Origin of the sequence: Acidovorax sp. SDU_ACID1, from assembly GCF_045291395.1 — a bacterium.
In the GTDB taxonomy this organism is placed as follows: Bacteria; Pseudomonadota; Gammaproteobacteria; order Burkholderiales; family Burkholderiaceae_C; genus MR-S7.
In genome coordinates, this window is the sequence record NZ_CP152342.1 from 2691402 (window position 1) to 2706719 (window position 15318).

The following is a 15318-nucleotide window of genomic DNA, read 5'->3' on the forward strand; positions in this document are numbered from 1 at the left end:
TGGGTTGCTAGGCGCAAACCGCAGCCATAGCCGTAGCTATGGCGAGGATTTGCAACGACGCAGACCGCCCGGGTCCGCAGATATGTGCGGCGCCACAGGTGTTGCAGAGGTTCCTCATGGGGGCGAGGGAACCCATGGATTGACGAAAGGCGCGGATTGTACGCCCCCGCTGCACTCGCCCTCCAGCCCGCCTTCCGGCTTGATGCAAGTCATGACAAAGCGATCGCCGCGTGCCCGCCGGCCCGCTCCCGTCCCACAATGGCCGCATGCGTTCTTCGAAAGGTTCCGAATGACTGCGACCCCTTCCACCGCCGCGGCGCCGCCCGCTCCATCCTTCACCCGGCGCGCGGGCCTGTGGGCTGCCATCGCCGTGCTGCTCGCCGTGTCGTTCATGCCGCCGCTGCCGGGCCTGCCCCACGCGGGGCAGGTGATGCTGGGCATCCTGGCGTTTGCGGTGATTCTCTGGATGACCGAGGCGCTGGACTACGCCGTCTCGGCCGTGGTGATCGGCGCGCTGATGATCGTGCTGCTGGCCCTCAGCCCCGCGCCCGGCCAGGAGGCCGCGGGCACGGTGATGGGCACCCGCGCCGCCCTGCCCTACGCGCTCTCGGGCTTCAGCAACAGCGCGGTGGTGCTGGTGGCAGCGGCGTGCTTCATCGCCTCGGCCATGACGGCCACGCAGCTCGACCGGCGCATCGCGCTGCAGGTGCTGGCCCACGTGCCCGCGCGGGCCAAGCACGTGGCCATGGGTGCCATTCTCGTGGGCTTCCTGCTCTCGTTCATCGTGCCCAGCGCCACGGCGCGCGTGGCCTGCCTCATGCCCATCATGCTGGGCTTCCTCACCGCCTTCGGCGCCGACCGGCGCAGCAAGTTCGCGGCGCTGGTGGTCATCACCGCCGCGCAGACGGCCAGCGTGTGGAACGTGGGCATCAAGACCGCCGCCGCGCAGAACATGGTGGCCGTGGGCTTCATCGAGAAGCAGTTCGGCCAGACCATCACCTGGGGCGAGTGGTTCGTGGCCGGCGCGCCGTTCTCGGCCGTGCTCACGGTGCTGCTCTACTTCATCATGACGCGCATGCTCAGGCCCGAGATGGACCACATCGCGGGCGGGCGCGAAGCCATCCGCCAGCAGCTCGACGCCCTGGGCCCGACCACGCCCAAGCAGTGGAAGCTGCTGGCCATCACCGTGGTGCTGCTGGGCTTCTGGGCCACCGAGGGCGTGCTGCACGACGTGGACACCACCTCCTCCACCATCGTGGCGATCGCGCTGATGCTGGTGCCGCGCATCGGCGTGATGGACTGGAAGGAGTCGCAGAAGGGCTTCCCCTGGGGCACGGTGCTGCTGTTCGCGGTGGGCATCGCCATGGGCTCGGCCCTGCTCAAGACCGAGGCCGCGCCGTGGCTGGCGCGCCTGATCGTCGAGCACCTCGGGCTGGCCAACGCCACGGCCTTCGCCATCTTCATGCTGCTGTCGCTGTTCCTGATCGTGATCCACCTGGGCTTCGCCAGCGCCACGGGGCTGGCCTCGACCATGATCCCGATCATCATCAGCGTGCTGCAGGCGGTGCAGACGCCGGGCATCAACCCCATCGGCATGACGATGCTGCTGCAGTTCGTGGTGAGCTTCGGCTTCATCCTGCCGGTGAACTCGCCCCAGGGCATGCTGGCCTACGGCACGGACACGTTCGACATCAAGGACTACATCCGCACCGGCCTCGTGCTCACCGCGGCGGCCACGGCGCTGCTGGTGGTGTTCGCTCTGACCTACTGGCCGTGGATGGGCTACATGACGCTGCCCGCCGCGGGCTGACCCGGCAGCCGGCCGCGGCCAGCTGTCACACAATGCGCGTGCCAGCCGTCTTATGGGCATGCGCATGTCAACGCCCTCCTCCCCCGCCATCCCGCCGGACCCGCACACCGCCGTCTTCCAGCAGCACCGCCCGCGCCTGGCCGGCGTGGCCTACCGCATGCTGGGCAGCCGCGCCGATGCCGACGACGTGCTGCAGGACGCCTGGCTGCGCTGGCAGGCCACGCCGGCCGAGCGCGTGCACACGGCCGAGGCCTGGCTGGTGACCACCGTCACGCGGCTGTGCCTGGACCGCCTGCGCGCCGCGCGCACCGAGCGCGCGGCCTACGACGGCCCCTGGCTGCCCGAGCCCTGGATCGCGCCCGACGCGGCGCCGCCCGCCGACGCCCGCGCCGAACTGGCCAGCGACCTGTCGGTGGCGCTGCTGGTGGTGCTGGAGCGCCTCACGCCGGACGAGCGCGCGGCTTTCCTGCTGCACGACGTGTTCGACAGCGACTACGCCGAGGTGGCCGCCGTGCTGGGCAGGAGCGAGGCCGCGTGCCGCCAGCTCGTGCACCGCGCGCGCACCCAGGTGCGCCAGCGCAAGGCCCGCTTCACGGCCACGCCCGAGGCGGCGCGCGCGCTCATCGCGCGCTTCGTGCAGGCCATGCGCACGCAGGACCATGCCGCCCTGCTGGCCCTCTTTGCCGAAGACGCGCAATGGACCGCCGACGGCGGCGGCAAGGTGCGCGCAGCCAGCAAGGTGCTGCGCGGCCCGCGCGCGCTCGCGCGCCTGGCCGCCGCCGTGTGGCGCGTGTACCTGCACGGCCACCAGATCGAGCCCGTGCAGGTCAACGGTGCGCCGGGCCTGCTGCTGCGCGACGCGGGCGGCGTGCGCTCGGTGATGGCCTTCGAGACCGACGGCGTGCGCATCCACGCCGTGTACTCGGTGCTCAACCCCGACAAGCTGCGCGGCCTGTAACGCCCGCCTTCACCGGCCGCGCACGCGGCCCGGCCCCCTTTCTTTCACCCCCCAGGAGAACACCATGTCCCATGCCCAGCGCATCGACCTGCCGCGCAACCACGCTGCGGCCTACGCGGCCATGTACGGCCTGCAGAAGCACGTGAACGCCGGCAGCCTGCCCGTGCAACTGCACGAACTCGTGAAGATGCGCGCCTCGCAGATCAACGGCTGCGCCTTCTGCCTCGACCTGCACGCCCGCGTGGCGCGCGAGCACGGCGAGAGCGACCGGCGCCTGCACCTGCTCAACGCCTGGCGCGAGAGCGGCGCGTTCGACGCGCGCGAGTGCGCGGCCCTGGCCTGGACCGAGGCACTCACGCGCGTGGAGCAGTCGCAGGTGCCCGACAGCGTGTACGACGAAGTGCGCGCGCAGTTCACCGAGGCGGAGATCGTCGAGCTGTCGATGGCCATCGTCGCCATCAACGGCTGGAACCGGCTGATGGTCGCCTTCCGCACGCCGCCGGGCGGGCACACGCCGGGCTGATTCTTGTAGCCAAATCGGGCTGCGGCGCTTGCTGGGCAAGCGCGGGCAGCTCTCATTTTTGATCCACCTACCACGGCGCGCCCGCGAAGCGCTGCACCAGGAAGTCCAGCAGCGCGCGCACCGCCGGGGCCAGGTGGCGGCGCGACGGGTACAGCGCGTACACCGTGAGCTGCGGCGGCGCCCAACCGGGCAGCAGCGCCTGCAGCGCGCCCGCCTGCAGCAGCGGCCGCACCAGATAGGTGGGCTGCAGCGCGATGCCCGCGCCGGCCTGCGCCGCCGCCATCAGCACCACGGCGTCGTTGGCCGTGAAGCGCGTGGGCACGCTCACCGCCTGCACGCCGGCCTGCGCGTGGGTGAAGCGCCATTCGCTACGGCCGAAGTTGGCGTGGCCCAGGCAGCGGTGCGCCGCCAGGTCGGCCGGCTGCGCCGGGCGCCCCATGCGCGCCAGGTAGGCGGGCGCGGCCACCAGCACCGATTCGCACACGGCCAGCGGCCGCGCGATCAGGGCCGGGTCGGGGTCGGCGCTGATGCGGATGGCCAGGTCGATGCGCTCGGCCACCAGGTTCACCGCGCCCTCGCTCACGTTCAAGTCCACGTGGAGCTGCGGGTGCAGCGCCAGGAAGTCGCCCAGCGCCGCCGCGAGCTGCGCGTAGCCGAAGGACATGCTGCAGGTCAGCCGCAGCTGCCCGCGCAGCGCGCCGCCGGCGGGCGCGGTGGCCTCCTCCACCTCCTGGGCGATGGCCAGCATCTGCAGGCAGCGGCGCAGGCACTGCTCGCCCGCGTCGGTCAGCGTCACGCGGCGCGTGGTGCGCTGCAGCAGGCGCGCGCCCAGCCACTGTTCCATGGCGGCCACGTAGCGCGTGACCATGGCGCGCGACAGGGCCAGGCGCTCGCTGGTGGCGGTGAAGCTGCCGGTCTGCGCCACATCGGCGAAGACGCGCATGGCGGTGAGGCGGTCCATGGTATTTGCGCGAATCAAGAAACAATCAAGCGCATTCTGAGCCGTTTATCTGTTTCGTTTCAAGCAATAAAGTCCTGTCCATCGTTTTTTTCCACCGGACTTCTCCATGACTTTGCGCACCACCCTGCTCTCCACCACGCTCGCCCTGGCCTTCGGCGCCGCCCACGCCGCCGGGCCGCTGCGGCTCACGGTCTACAACGCCGACGCGAACAGCTTCCACGTCAACTCCGTGCTGCTGAGCGGCGAGAAGGAGGCGCTGGTGATCGACACCGGCTTCACGCGCGCCGACGCCTACCGCATCGCCGCCAACGTGCTCGACAGCGGCAAGACGCTCACCACCATCCTGGTGAGCAACGCCGACCCCGACTACTACTTCGGCGCCGAGACGCTCCAGGCCCTGTTCCCGCAGGCCAAGGTGGTGGCCACGCCCGCCGTGCGCGAGAAGATCCAGGCCAAGATGGCCGGCAAGCTCGCGTTCTGGGGCCCCAAGATGGGCGTGAACGCCCCCGCGCGGCCGGTGCTGCCCGAGGCCCTGGCGGGCACCACGCTCACCGTGGACGGCCAGGCCGTGGAGCTGCGCGGCACCACCGGGCCGCTGGCGCACCGCCCGTACGTGTGGGTGCCATCGCTGCATGCCATCGTGGGCAACGTGGCGCTGTTCGGCAACATGCACGTGTGGACGGCCGACACGCAAAAGCCCGCCGAGCGCCAGGCCTGGATCGCCCAACTCGACGAGATGAAGGCCCTGCAGCCGCGCGTGGTGGTGCCGGGCCACATGGCCGCCGGCACGGCGACCGACGCCGGGGTGATCGACTTCACGCGCGGCTACCTGGTCAGGTTCGAGGCGGCGCTGCAGCAGGCGCAAGACAGCGCGGGCGTCATCCAGGCCCTGCGCACGGCCTACCCGCAGTTGGGCGAGAGCGCCTCGCTCGACCTCGGCGCCAAGGTGAACAAGGGCGAGATGGCCTGGTGATTCTTTGAGGGTTTTCGGGCTCCAGCGGTTGCTGGGCAAGCGCTGGCAGCTATGGAAACAGGAGTTTCTTACCCTGCCCCGCCGGCCCAGGCCAGCAGGCGCAGCCAACGCGGGCGCCAGGCCAGCGCCAGCCCCACCGCCAGCGCGGCGAAGGCCAGGGCCATGACCCACACGAGCGAGGCCATCGACGCATGGTCCACCGCCAGGCACAGGCCCAGCGCACCGAGCAGGCCCAGCGCGCCCAGCACACGCAGGCGCATCGCCTGGGCGGGGCGGGGCGCGGCGGCGCCGCGCACCTGCTCCCAGTGCACGTCCATGGCCAGGGCCAGCCAGCCCATGCCCGCCACGGCGCAGGCCACGGCGGCGGTCAGCAGCAGTGCGTCATGCATGGGCGGCCTCCGCTGCGGCCAGGCCGGGGACGGCGGGCGCGGCCTGCGCGCGCTGCTTGAGCCGGCGCGCGGTCCATGCGGCCAGGGCGCCGCCGGCCAGGATGAACAGGTCCACCCCCGCCACCGGCCAGTAGCCCGCGCCCAGGGTCTTGAGCAGGTGGTCGCCGGTGGTCACCCAGTTGAGCAGCACGGTAGCCACGGCCATGGCGGCCACGGCCCAGCACTGTTCGTGCCACGCCGGGTTCCGGCGGCCCTGCGCCACCGGGGCGCTGCGCACGAAGGCGTGCGCCATGGCTGCCACCCAGCCGGCCCAGAACAGGTACTGTTCCAGATCGCCACGCGGGGGCCAGCCAGCGGGCAACACGTCGGGCAGCAGCCGGTTGGCGATCAGGATGGTGAGCGAAGCCAGCAGCATGCCGGTGACGGTGGTCACGGCCAGCGCATCCACCACGCGCGCCCCTTGGCTGCCCTGCCTGGCATGCTGCTTCTTGCGCTTTTCCACGAAGAAGATGAAGCCCGTGGCGATGCACACGCAGCCCATCAACCCGCCCAGCACGTACAGCCAGCGCAGCAGCCAGTGGCGGAAGTGCTGCAGGTGCAGCCCGGTGAGGAAGGTGTTGACGCTATCCACCGCGGTGGGCGGCGGGTCTTCGCGCAGCACCTCGCCGGTGCTGGCCTTGAAGTGGATGCCGTCGCCCACGAGCGCGATGCGGTCGGTGCCCGCGCGGTAGATGCTGACGTAGCCGTTGGCATCGCCCACGTGCTGCACCGCGAGGAAGCCCACCTCGCCCGCCATGTCCTTGGCGGCCCAGCGGCGCTGGGCCTCGGCCACCATGGCGTCCACCGAGGCCAGCGGCGCGGCCACGCCGGCGCGGTCGTGCGGCAGGCCGGTTTCCTCGGCTTCCAGCTTTTCGTGCAGTTCGTGCAGCGGCTCCAGCTGGGTGTGCGACACGGGGAAGTAGATGCCCGCGAAGATCACCAGCCCGGTGAAAGCGAAGAAGAAGTGGAACGGCAGCGCCAGCACGCCGGTCATGTTGTGCAGGTCGAGCGTGCTGCGCTGCGTGGCCTTCTTGGGGCGGAAGGTGAAGAACTCGCGGAAGATCTTGCGGTGCATGACCACGCCGCTGACCAGCGCCGCCAGCATCACCAGCGCCGCGAAGCCTACGATCCAGGTGCCCAGGCCCGCCCAACGCAGGTTCAGGCTGTAGTGCAGCGGGTAGAAGAACTGGCTGCCGATCTTGAGCCGGTCGTCCGGCAGCGCCGCGCCGCTGCGCGGGTCGATGGTGCGGTTGCCCCAGACGCCCTGCTCCGGGTCCTTGGCGTTGGGCACCTCGTAGCCCGCGAACAGGCCCAGCACCGGGTCGCGGTGCGTGGTGTAGGCGCCCCAGCGGCGCACGGTGTCGAAACGCTCGGGCAGCGCGCCGTTGACGCGGTCGCGCATGAAGTCCAGGCTCTGCTTACTGGGCTGCATGTCCTCGAACACCGGCCGCAGCAGCTTGTCGAACGAGGGCATGGGCTGCGGCGCGAAGCGCGACTGCGGAATCGCCCAGCGGTCGATCTCGCGGTCGAACACCGATAGCGCGCCGAAGAAGAAGCAGGCCATGAGCACGAAGCCCAGCGCCAGGCCGAACCAAGTGTGCAGCCAGGCCATGGCCAAGCGGAAATTCGGGAACATCGCGGCCTCCTTCACGCCAGCACGCCTTGCAGCACCGAGGCCGCCGCCGCCATGAACGCGCCGCCGCCCGCGAGCACGATCCACACGCGGGCCAGGCTGCGGGCCGCGAAGGCCCACAGGAACGCCACCAAGTACACCAGCATGCCCAGGATGCTGGTGAGGTGCTCGGCGTCGTGGAACGGCATGCCCAGCGCGAACAGGCCGGACATGCCCAGGGCGATGAAGCCCCACGTGAAGGCGTAGCCGCCCAGCACGGCGGCGGCGATGCGCAGCGCGGCGTGCAGGCGGGGGCGGGTGGCGAGGCTGGCGGTCATGCGGGCAAACAGAAAATGAGAACTGTTTGCATTATCGCGGACATGAGGATTGCATGCCAAATCGCCCTCCAGCGCTTGCCCAGCAAGCGCAGAAAGCTATCAAAGGAAAGCGGCCGGCGGCCTACACCACCACCGGCTCCGGTTCCAGCCGGATGCCGAAGCGCTCGTACACGCTGGTCTGGATGGCCTTGGCCAGCGTCATGACCTCGCCGCCGGTCACGCTGTCGCTGCGCGTGCCGCGGTTGACCAGCACCAGCGCCTGCTTCTCGTAGACGCCGGCCTTGCCCACCGTCTTGCCCTTCCAGCCGCAGGCGTCGATGAGCCAGCCCGCGGCCAGCTTGATGGTGCCGTCCGGCAGCGGATAGTGCACGACCTTGGGATCGCGCGCGATGATGTCCTGGCACTGCTCGGGCGTCACCGTGGGGTTCTTGAAGAAGCTGCCGGCGTTGCCCACCACGGCCGGGTCGGGCAGCTTGGCGCGGCGGATCTCGCACACCCAGTCGAAGATCTGCCGGGGCGTGGGGTGCTCGGTGCCGGCTTCCGCGCGCTTCCTCTCCAGGTCGAGGTAGCCCAGCTCGGGCCGCCATTCCTTGGACAGCCACAGGCGTACGCGGGTGATGACCGCGCGCCCGGCCAGGCCCATGCCGCGCGGCAAGCCGCTGCCCTCGTGCGGCGCCTGCGGCGCCGCGTGCTTGAAGACCGAGTCGCGGTAGCCGAAGGCGCACTGCGCCGCATCGAGCGTGAAGGCGCGGCCCGTGGCCAGGTCGATCGCGTCGAGCGAATGGAAGCGGTCCTGCAGCTCCACGCCGTAGGCACCGATGTTCTGCACGGGCGCCGCGCCCACGGTGCCGGGGATCAGCGCCATGTTCTCCAGGCCGGGGTAGCCCTGCGCCAGCGTCCAGGCCACGGCCTCGTGCCAGACCTCGCCGGCACCGGCCTCGACGACCCAGCCCCGGTCGGTTTCCTCCAGCAGGCGCAGGCCCTTGATCTCCATCTTGAGCACCACGGGCTTGACGTCGCCCGTCAGCACGATATTGCTGCCCCCGCCCAGCACGAACAGGGGCTGGCGGACCAGCCGGTGGTCGGCCAGCACGTCGTGCACGTCCTGCTCCGAGCGCACGCGCACCAGCGTGTGGGCGCGCGCGGCGATGCCGAAGGTGTTGCTGTGCTGCAGGGAGACGTTTTTCTCGACTAACATCGGCCGGATTGTCGCACCCCGCCTTCGCGGGGCGCGGGTTTGTACCGAGTAGCCGAGAGTTCCGCCATGCCGTCTTTTGATACCGTCTGTGAAGCCAACTTCGTCGAAGTGAAGAACGCCGTGGAGAACACCGCCAAGGAGATCGGCACGCGCTTCGACTTCAAGGGCACCTCCGCCGCCGTGGAGCTGAAGGACAAGGAAATCACCCTGTTCGGCGACGCCGAGTTCCAGCTGCAGCAGGTCGAGGAAATCCTGCGGGGCAAGCTCACCAAGCGCAGCGTGGACGTGCGCTTCCTCGACGTGCAAAAGCCCCAGAAGATCGGCGGCGACAAGCTCAAGCAGTTGGTGAAGGTCAAGAACGGCATCGACAGCGAGCAGGCCAAGAAGATCCAGAAGCTCATCAAGGAAAGCAAGCTCAAGCTGCAGGCCGCCATCCAGGAAGACAAGGTGCGCGTCACCGGCGCCAAGCGCGACGACCTGCAGGCCGCCATGGCGCTGATCCGCAAGGAAGTGGCCGACCTGCCGCTGACCTTCGACAACTTCCGCGACTAGCGCCCGGCGGGTTCCATGCGCGCGCCCTTCCTCGCCGCAATGCTCTCGCTGGCAGCGATGGCGGCGCATGCGCAGAACGTGGCGCTGGCGGGCATCCTGGGCAGCAAGGCGCTGCTGGTGGTCGATGGCGGTGCGCCGCGCGCCGTCGCGGCGGGCGAGGCGCACCGGGGCGTGCGCGTGGTCTCCGTGGGCCAGGGCGAGGCGGTGGTGGACGTGGACGGCGGCCGCCGTACGCTGCGCCTGGGCGAGGCGCCGGTGAGCGTGGCCACGCCGGGCGGGGGCCAGCGCCTGGTGCTCAAGGCCGATGCGCGCGGGCACTTCGTCAACACCGGATTCATCAACGGGCGCGTCATGCAGTACATGGTGGACACCGGCGCCTCCACGGTCGCCATCGGCCTGCCCGAAGCGCAGCGCATGGGCCTGAAGGCCGAGAACGGCCAGCCCGTGCTCATGAGCACCGCCAACGGCACGGCCCAGGGCTGGCGCGTGCGGCTCGACTCCGTGCGCGCCGGCACGCTGGAGCTGCGCGGCGTGGACGCCATCGTCACGCCACAGCCCATGCCCTACGTGCTGCTGGGCAACAGCTTCCTGCGCGCCTTCGAGATGAGCCGCACCGGCGACGAGATGGTGCTGCAGCAACGCCCCTGAAAACCATGTCCGCCCTGCCCCAGCCCCACGGCGCCGAGCCACCCGACAGCGAATACGAGGACCTGCTCGGCCAGTGGTCGGACCTGGAGTCGGCCCTGTCCATGCTGCTGGCGCGGCCTGTGCAGGCGCAGGACTTCACGGCCAAGGTGCGCCAGTGCGACCGCTGGCTCCAAGACCTGGTGGCGCACGACATCGACGCCGCGCTGTACCTGATGTTCCAGCTCGCTACCACCTCCACTGTGGGCTACAGCGCCTCGCACGCGCTGGTCTGCGGCACGCTGTGCCACATCCTGGCGCAGGAACTGGCGCTGCCGCCGCACGAGCGCGACAGCCTGGTGCGCGCGGCGTTCACCATGAACATCGGCATGACGGCGCTGCAGGACGAACTGGCCGCGCAGCGCGAGCCGCTCACGGCGCAGCAGCAGCAGGACGTGGCCCGCCATCCGCAGGCCGGCATGGACATGCTGGAGGAACTGCACGTCACCGACGATCTCTGGCTGGACGTGGTGGCGCAGCACCATGCGCCGCTGCCCGAGAGCGCGCCGCTCGCCTCGCTGCCCGCGCAGGAGCGGCTCAACCGCATCCTCGGCACCATCGACCGCTACGCCGCCATGATCAGCCCGCGCAAGTCGCGCGCGGGCAAGAGCGCCACCGACTCGGTGCGCGCCATCGTGGGCCAGGACGACGAGCAGCGTGACGAAGTGAGCCTCACGCTGGTGCGCACCGTAGGCCTGTGCCCGCCCGGCACCTTCGTGCGCCTGGACAACGGCGAAACCGCCGTGGTCCTGCGCCGCAGCGAGAAAGCCAACTTTCCGCTGGTGGCCAGCCTGCTCGACGCCAAGGGCGAGGCGCTGGGCACCCCGGCGCTCTACCACACGGTGCGCGGCCGCCCGCGCATCCAGTCGGCGCTGGCGCGTTCGGCGGTCACGGTGGAACTGAGCCACCGCACCATGGTGCGCATCGGCCTGTATGCCGCGCACCGCGCGAACACGCTCTAGGCCCTAGGCCTTTTTCTTGGCGCCCAGGCGCGACTCCTTGCCCTGCATCAGCCGCTTGATGTTCTCCTTGTGCCGCCAGGCCAGCAGGCCGGACATCACGGCGATGGCCAGGCCCACGCGCGCATCGGTGTACCAGGCCACGCCGCCGCCCAGCACGTAGAAGAACGGCGCGAACACCGCCGCCACCAGCGAGGCCAGCGACGAGTAACGGAAGAACGCCGCGATGATGACCCAGGTGAGCAGCGTGGCCAGCCCCAGCCAGCCGCTGATGCCCAGCAGCACGCCCAGCGCCGTCGCCACGCCCTTGCCGCCCTGGAAGCGGAAGAACACCGGCCACAGGTGGCCCACGAACGCAGCCAGGCCCACCAGGGCCATCGTGCCCTCCTCCAGCCCGTAGGGTGCGCCGAACCAGCGCACCAGCACCACCGGCAGCCAGCCCTTGGCCGCGTCGAACAGCAGCGTGACGGCCGCGGCCGCCTTGGAGCCGGAGCGCAGCACGTTGGTGGCGCCGGGATTCTTGCTGCCGTAGGTGCGCGGATCGGACAGCCCCATCACGCGGCTCACGATGACAGCGAACGACAGGGAGCCCAGCAGGTAGGCGGCCACGGTGGCCAGAAGGGAATACACGGCGGTCAAGGCAGATCCTCGGTTGTTCTTTTGCGGCGGCCTATTCTGCCAGCGCGCACTGCACCGGCCGCGCTCCCAGCAGCCGCACGCACGCCTGCGGATCGAGCTGCACCAGGAAGCCCCGCCGCCCGCCGTTGATGGCGATGCGAGGCAGCTGCAGGATGCTCTCCTCGATGAACACCGGCATCTGCTTGCGCGTGCCGAAGGGCGAGGTGCCGCCCACCAGGTAGCCGCTGTGGCGGTTGGCCACCTCGGGCTTGCACGGCTCCACGCTCTTGGCGCCGATCTGCCGCGCGAGGTTCTTGGTGGAGACCTTGCAGTCGCCATGCATGAGCACGATGAGCGGCTTGGCGTCCTGGTCCTGCATCACCAGCGTCTTGACCACCGTGTGCTCGTCGAGCCCGAGCTGCCGCGCGGACTCCCCCGTGCCGCCATGCTCCACGTAGTCGTAAGTGTGCTCGCTGAACTCCACGCCGTGGGCGCGCAGCATCTGCGTGGCGGGGGTTTCGCTGACGTGCGCGGTCTTGTCTTTCTTTGCCATTCTTCAAAAACAATAGCTTCCCGCGCTGGATGGACGGGCGCTAGAGCCTATTTTTACCTTCGACTCACTGCGCCGGATCGCGCATCTCCCAGCGCACCGCGTCGATCGCGGCCAGCAGTTCGGGCGAGAGCTTCGTGCTCCAGGCGTCGAGGTCTTCGTCCAATTGCGCGAGCGAGGTCACGCCGATGATGGTGCTGGCCACGCGCCAGTTCTGGTAGCAGAAGGCCAGCGCCATCTGCGTGGGCGACAGGCCGTGGTCGCGCGCAAGCTGGTTGTAGCGGCGCGCGGCGGCCAGTGCCTCGGGGCGACCCCAGCGCTGCTTGCGCATGGATTCGAAGCGCGCCATGCGCGCCTGCTGCGGCGCGCCGGAGTCGGTGAGCGCGTGCTGATCGAACTTGCCGGTGAGCAGGCCGAAGCCGACGGGCGAATAGGCCAACAGCGAGACATTCAGGCGGTGGCAGGTTTCGTCCATCGCGTTTTCCCAACTGCGGTTGAGCAGGCAGTACGGGTTCTGCACCGCGACGACGCGCGGCAGGCCGTGGGCTTCGGCCAGGCGCACGAACTCGTGCACGCCGTAGGGCGTTTCGTTCGAGAGGCCGACATAGCGCACCTTGCCCGCCTTCACCAGGCCGGCCAGCGCCTCCAGTTGCTCGCGGATCGGCGTGGTGCTGACTTCCTTGGCCGGGTCGTAGTAGAGGTTGCCGAACGCGGGCACGTGCCGCTCGGGCCAGTGGATCTGATAGAGGTCGATCACGTCGGTCTGCAGGCGCTGCAGGCTGGCATCGCACGAGGCCGCGATGTCGGCCGCCGTCATCCCCTTGCCTTCGCGGATCCACGGCATGCCGCGCGAGGGGCCGGCCACCTTGGTGGCGAGCACGATCCGCGCGCGCATGCCGGGGCGCGCGCTGAGCCACCGGCCGATGATGGTTTCGGTGGAGCCATAGGTCTCGGCGCGCGCGGGCACGGCGTACATCTCGGCCGTGTCGAGGAAGTTCACGCCGCGCTCCACGGCGCGGTCGAGGATGGCGTGGGCGTGCGGCTCATCGACTTGCTCGCCGAAGGTCATGGTGCCCAGGCAGATGGGGGAAACGTGCAGATCGCTTTGGCCGAGGGGGACTGTATTCATGCGCGCGAGTGTACGGATTCGGCACATCGCGCGCTCACCGCGTCACGGCAGTCCCCACACGCCGCGCAGCACGGACAGCGCCGCGACGGTGGCCGGGTCGTGCTCTGCCGCGCGCGGATAGATGAAGCCGAGCTGCGCGCCCACGCGGGCATGGGGCCAGACCACGACCTCGCCCTGCTCGCTGGCGGGCAGGGCCACGTCCTCGCGCAGCAGGGCCAGGCCCACGCCCGCGCGCACCAGGGGCAGCGCGGGCTCGTCGGATTCGATCACCTGGCGCGGCGCAAGGCCCTGGCGCGCGAACACGTCCTTGAGCAGCGTCTGCACGTGGTGCTGCGCGGGCGCGCCAATCCACGGCAGGGCCGCGATGTCGCGCCAGCCCGCGTGCAGCAGCTGCGCGCGCAGGGCCGCAGGGCCGGCGATGCGGTAGTGCTGCGTCTGCAGCGCCAGGCCCGCCACCTCGCGCGGGATGTGGGGGCCGATGTAGAACGCGGCCTGCAGCAGCCCGGCCGCCACCTGCTCGCGCAGTTCCTCGGCCGCGCCGCCGCGCGTCTTGATCTCCAGCAGCGGCAGCGTGCGCACCAGGCCGCCGAGCAGCGAGCCCAGGCGCAGGGCATCCGGGTCGGCCACGGTGCCGATGGCGAAGCTGCCCGTCACTTCGCCCTGCAGCTCGCGCGCGCGGCCTTGCAGGCGGCCCGCGGCAGTGAGCACCTCCTCGGCCTCGGCCAGCAGCGCCTCGCCCGCGCGCGTGAGGCTGATGCGGCCCGGGCGGCGGTCGAACAGGGCCACGCCCAGCTCTTCCTCCAGCGCCTTGATCTGCGCGGTGATCGCAGGTTGCGTGAGGTGCAGCGCCTCGGCCGTGCGCGTCACGTTGCCGAGCTTGGCGGCGGTGACGAAGGCGCGTACCTGGTAGATCTCCATGCCGCAGAGCGTAACGCGCTCAACGGTCGAGGTAGCGCAGCTGCGTGGGCTCTACCCCTAAGCGCACCTGCGCGCCGGGCGGGAACATGGCAATGCCCGCGTAGTGCGGCTGGTCGGTGACCAGCGCCACCTCGCCCACGCGCACGCGGTAGCGCGAGAACTCGCCGAGGAATTCGGCGCTCTCCACCTGTCCGTCGAGCCACACGCGCGAGGCGTCGCCCTGCTCGTCGCGCACGCAGATGCTCACCTGGTGCGGCCGGAAGGCGAGCGCCGCCGCGCCGACGGCCGGTGGCTCGGCCGGGCGCGGCAGCGTGAGCGGCCCCAGGCCGCGCGCGTGGAAGGTGAGCGTCTCGCCCGAGAGCGCCGTGACCTCACCCTCCAGCAAATTGGCCGTGCCCACGAAGCCCGCCACGAAGCGGTTCTGCGGGAAGTCGTACAGCCCGGCAGCGGAGCCCACCTGCTGCAGGATGCCCTTGTCCAGCACGGCCATGCGGTCGGCCGTGGTCATGGCCTCCTCCTGGTCGTGGGTGACGAAGATGGTGGTCAGGCCCAGCTTGCGCTGGAGGTTCTTCAGCTCCTCGCGCATCTGCACGCGCAGCTGCTTGTCGAGGTTGGAGAGGGGCTCGTCCAGCAGCAGCAGCTTGGGCTCGATGACGATGGTGCGCGCCAGCGCCACGCGCTGCTGCTGCCCGCCCGAGAGCTGCGCCGGGCGCCGCTGCACGTAGTCGGACAGGCCCACCAGCTCCAGCGCCGCGCCCACCTTGCGGCGGATGGCGTCCTTCGTCTCGCGCCGCTCCACCAGGCCGAAGGCCACGTTGTCCCACACCGTCATGTGCGGCCACAGCGCGTAGTTCTGGAACACCATGCCCACGTTGCGCGCGTGCGGGGGCACGCCCGTGATGTCCTGCCCGTCGATCAGCAGCTCGCCGCTCTGGTGGCGGTTGAAGCCCGCGATGAGCCGCAGCAGTGTGGACTTGCCCGAGCCCGAGGGGCCGAGCAGCGCGAAGAACTCGCCCGGCTCGATCTTCAGGTTCACGTCGCGCAGCACCGGCGTGGCGCCGTAGGCCAGGCTGATGTGCCGGCATTCGAGGGATGCCTTGTTCATGG

17 protein-coding genes are annotated in these 15318 nt (G+C 70.4%); 7 read left to right on the forward strand and 10 right to left on the reverse strand.

What is annotated here, in order from left to right:
* The first annotated feature begins 289 nt into the window (after window positions 1-289).
* The 3 genes from AAG689_RS13250 (at window position 290) to AAG689_RS13260 (ending at window position 3291) form a co-directional block, all read left to right on the forward strand.
* On the forward strand, window positions 290-1810 hold the full coding sequence (locus tag AAG689_RS13250) for a DASS family sodium-coupled anion symporter (protein ID WP_406622444.1): 1521 nt from the start codon (window positions 290-292) through the stop codon (window positions 1808-1810).
* A 64-nt stretch (window positions 1811-1874) separates the two neighbouring features.
* Window positions 1875-2768 (forward strand): RNA polymerase sigma factor SigJ, encoded by an 894-nt coding sequence (gene sigJ, locus AAG689_RS13255; protein WP_406622445.1) that lies wholly within the window; start codon window positions 1875-1877, stop codon window positions 2766-2768.
* Window positions 2769-2832: 64 nt separating this feature from the next.
* Window positions 2833-3291 carry a carboxymuconolactone decarboxylase family protein gene (locus AAG689_RS13260; protein ID WP_406622446.1) on the forward strand — a complete coding sequence of 153 codons (459 nt, stop codon included), beginning with the start codon at window positions 2833-2835 and terminating at the stop codon, window positions 3289-3291.
* A gap of 67 nt (window positions 3292-3358) precedes the next feature.
* Here AAG689_RS13260 and AAG689_RS13265 read toward each other — a convergent pair whose 3' ends face one another.
* The gene (locus AAG689_RS13265; RefSeq protein ID WP_406622447.1) at window positions 3359-4252 is read right to left on the reverse strand and encodes a LysR family transcriptional regulator; all 894 of its coding nucleotides are present in this window, start codon (window positions 4250-4252) and stop codon (window positions 3359-3361) included.
* A 106-nt stretch (window positions 4253-4358) separates the two neighbouring features.
* On the opposite strand from AAG689_RS13265, the gene AAG689_RS13270 reads away from it, so the two are divergent.
* Window positions 4359-5225 carry an MBL fold metallo-hydrolase gene (locus AAG689_RS13270; RefSeq protein ID WP_406622448.1) on the forward strand — a complete coding sequence of 289 codons (867 nt, stop codon included), beginning with the start codon at window positions 4359-4361 and terminating at the stop codon, window positions 5223-5225.
* A 68-nt stretch (window positions 5226-5293) separates the two neighbouring features.
* Here AAG689_RS13270 and AAG689_RS13275 read toward each other — a convergent pair whose 3' ends face one another.
* From AAG689_RS13275 to murB, 4 genes are all read right to left on the reverse strand, one after another.
* Complete coding sequence (locus AAG689_RS13275) at window positions 5294-5614, reverse strand: DUF3325 family protein (RefSeq protein ID WP_406622449.1); 321 nt, start codon at window positions 5612-5614, stop codon at window positions 5294-5296.
* The gene (locus AAG689_RS13280; RefSeq protein WP_406622450.1) at window positions 5607-7289 is read right to left on the reverse strand and encodes a PepSY-associated TM helix domain-containing protein; all 1683 of its coding nucleotides are present in this window, start codon (window positions 7287-7289) and stop codon (window positions 5607-5609) included. Before AAG689_RS13280 ends, AAG689_RS13275 begins: the two co-directional genes overlap by 8 nt.
* A gap of 11 nt (window positions 7290-7300) precedes the next feature.
* The gene (locus tag AAG689_RS13285) at window positions 7301-7603 is read right to left on the reverse strand and encodes an iron uptake protein (protein ID WP_406622451.1); all 303 of its coding nucleotides are present in this window, start codon (window positions 7601-7603) and stop codon (window positions 7301-7303) included.
* 121 nt (window positions 7604-7724) lie between these two features.
* A complete protein-coding gene (gene murB, locus AAG689_RS13290) occupies window positions 7725-8801 on the reverse strand; it encodes a UDP-N-acetylmuramate dehydrogenase (RefSeq protein WP_406622452.1) in 1077 nt (358 codons plus the stop codon).
* Window positions 8802-8867: 66 nt separating this feature from the next.
* Between murB and AAG689_RS13295 the strand changes: the two genes are divergently transcribed.
* Genes AAG689_RS13295 through AAG689_RS13305 form a run of 3 tightly spaced genes read left to right on the forward strand, consistent with a single transcriptional unit; the run spans window position 8868 to window position 10999 of the window.
* Window positions 8868-9353, forward strand: a complete 486-nt coding sequence (locus AAG689_RS13295; protein ID WP_024002072.1) for a YajQ family cyclic di-GMP-binding protein — start codon at window positions 8868-8870, stop codon at window positions 9351-9353.
* 15 nt (window positions 9354-9368) lie between these two features.
* Window positions 9369-10001, forward strand: a complete 633-nt coding sequence (locus tag AAG689_RS13300; RefSeq protein ID WP_406622453.1) for a TIGR02281 family clan AA aspartic protease — start codon at window positions 9369-9371, stop codon at window positions 9999-10001.
* A 5-nt stretch (window positions 10002-10006) separates the two neighbouring features.
* Window positions 10007-10999 (forward strand): HD-GYP domain-containing protein, encoded by a 993-nt coding sequence (locus tag AAG689_RS13305; protein WP_406622454.1) that lies wholly within the window; start codon window positions 10007-10009, stop codon window positions 10997-10999.
* Window positions 11000-11002: 3 nt separating this feature from the next.
* On the opposite strand, the gene plsY is transcribed toward AAG689_RS13305, so the two are convergent.
* The 5 genes from plsY to AAG689_RS13330 all read right to left on the reverse strand — a co-directional run bounded on the left by plsY (window position 11003) and on the right by AAG689_RS13330 (window position 15316).
* On the reverse strand, window positions 11003-11635 hold the full coding sequence (gene plsY / locus AAG689_RS13310; RefSeq protein WP_406622455.1) for a glycerol-3-phosphate 1-O-acyltransferase PlsY: 633 nt from the start codon (window positions 11633-11635) through the stop codon (window positions 11003-11005).
* Between the two features lie 31 nt (window positions 11636-11666).
* Window positions 11667-12167, reverse strand: coding sequence for a Cys-tRNA(Pro) deacylase (gene ybaK / locus AAG689_RS13315; RefSeq protein ID WP_406622456.1), 501 nt, complete (start codon window positions 12165-12167; stop codon window positions 11667-11669).
* 64 nt (window positions 12168-12231) lie between these two features.
* A complete protein-coding gene (locus tag AAG689_RS13320; protein WP_406622457.1) occupies window positions 12232-13293 on the reverse strand; it encodes an aldo/keto reductase in 1062 nt (353 codons plus the stop codon).
* A 42-nt stretch (window positions 13294-13335) separates the two neighbouring features.
* Window positions 13336-14211, reverse strand: coding sequence for a LysR family transcriptional regulator (locus AAG689_RS13325; protein WP_406622458.1), 876 nt, complete (start codon window positions 14209-14211; stop codon window positions 13336-13338).
* A 19-nt stretch (window positions 14212-14230) separates the two neighbouring features.
* Window positions 14231-15316 carry an ABC transporter ATP-binding protein gene (locus AAG689_RS13330; protein WP_406622459.1) on the reverse strand — a complete coding sequence of 362 codons (1086 nt, stop codon included), beginning with the start codon at window positions 15314-15316 and terminating at the stop codon, window positions 14231-14233.
* Between the last annotated feature and the right edge of the window lie 2 nt (window positions 15317-15318).

Excerpts from the sequence above, each read along its gene's own strand:
- AAG689_RS13250 (WP_406622444.1), top strand. The coding sequence starts at position 290 with ATGACTGCGACCCCTTCCACCGCCGCGGCGCCGCCCGCTCCATCCTTC.
- sigJ (WP_406622445.1), top strand. The coding sequence starts at position 1,875 with ATGTCAACGCCCTCCTCCCCCGCCATCCCGCCGGACCCGCACACCGCC.
- AAG689_RS13260 (WP_406622446.1), top strand. The coding sequence starts at position 2,833 with ATGTCCCATGCCCAGCGCATCGACCTGCCGCGCAACCACGCTGCGGCC.
- AAG689_RS13265 (WP_406622447.1), bottom strand. The coding sequence starts at position 4,252 with ATGGACCGCCTCACCGCCATGCGCGTCTTCGCCGATGTGGCGCAGACC.
- AAG689_RS13270 (WP_406622448.1), top strand. The coding sequence starts at position 4,359 with ATGACTTTGCGCACCACCCTGCTCTCCACCACGCTCGCCCTGGCCTTC.
- AAG689_RS13275 (WP_406622449.1), bottom strand. The coding sequence starts at position 5,614 with ATGCATGACGCACTGCTGCTGACCGCCGCCGTGGCCTGCGCCGTGGCG.
- AAG689_RS13280 (WP_406622450.1), bottom strand. The coding sequence starts at position 7,289 with ATGTTCCCGAATTTCCGCTTGGCCATGGCCTGGCTGCACACTTGGTTC.
- AAG689_RS13285 (WP_406622451.1), bottom strand. The coding sequence starts at position 7,603 with ATGACCGCCAGCCTCGCCACCCGCCCCCGCCTGCACGCCGCGCTGCGC.
- murB (WP_406622452.1), bottom strand. The coding sequence starts at position 8,801 with ATGTTAGTCGAGAAAAACGTCTCCCTGCAGCACAGCAACACCTTCGGC.
- AAG689_RS13295 (WP_024002072.1), top strand. The coding sequence starts at position 8,868 with ATGCCGTCTTTTGATACCGTCTGTGAAGCCAACTTCGTCGAAGTGAAG.
- AAG689_RS13300 (WP_406622453.1), top strand. The coding sequence starts at position 9,369 with ATGCGCGCGCCCTTCCTCGCCGCAATGCTCTCGCTGGCAGCGATGGCG.
- AAG689_RS13305 (WP_406622454.1), top strand. The coding sequence starts at position 10,007 with ATGTCCGCCCTGCCCCAGCCCCACGGCGCCGAGCCACCCGACAGCGAA.
- ybaK (WP_406622456.1), bottom strand. The coding sequence starts at position 12,167 with ATGGCAAAGAAAGACAAGACCGCGCACGTCAGCGAAACCCCCGCCACG.
- AAG689_RS13320 (WP_406622457.1), bottom strand. The coding sequence starts at position 13,293 with ATGAATACAGTCCCCCTCGGCCAAAGCGATCTGCACGTTTCCCCCATC.
- AAG689_RS13325 (WP_406622458.1), bottom strand. The coding sequence starts at position 14,211 with ATGGAGATCTACCAGGTACGCGCCTTCGTCACCGCCGCCAAGCTCGGC.
- AAG689_RS13330 (WP_406622459.1), bottom strand. The coding sequence starts at position 15,316 with ATGAACAAGGCATCCCTCGAATGCCGGCACATCAGCCTGGCCTACGGC.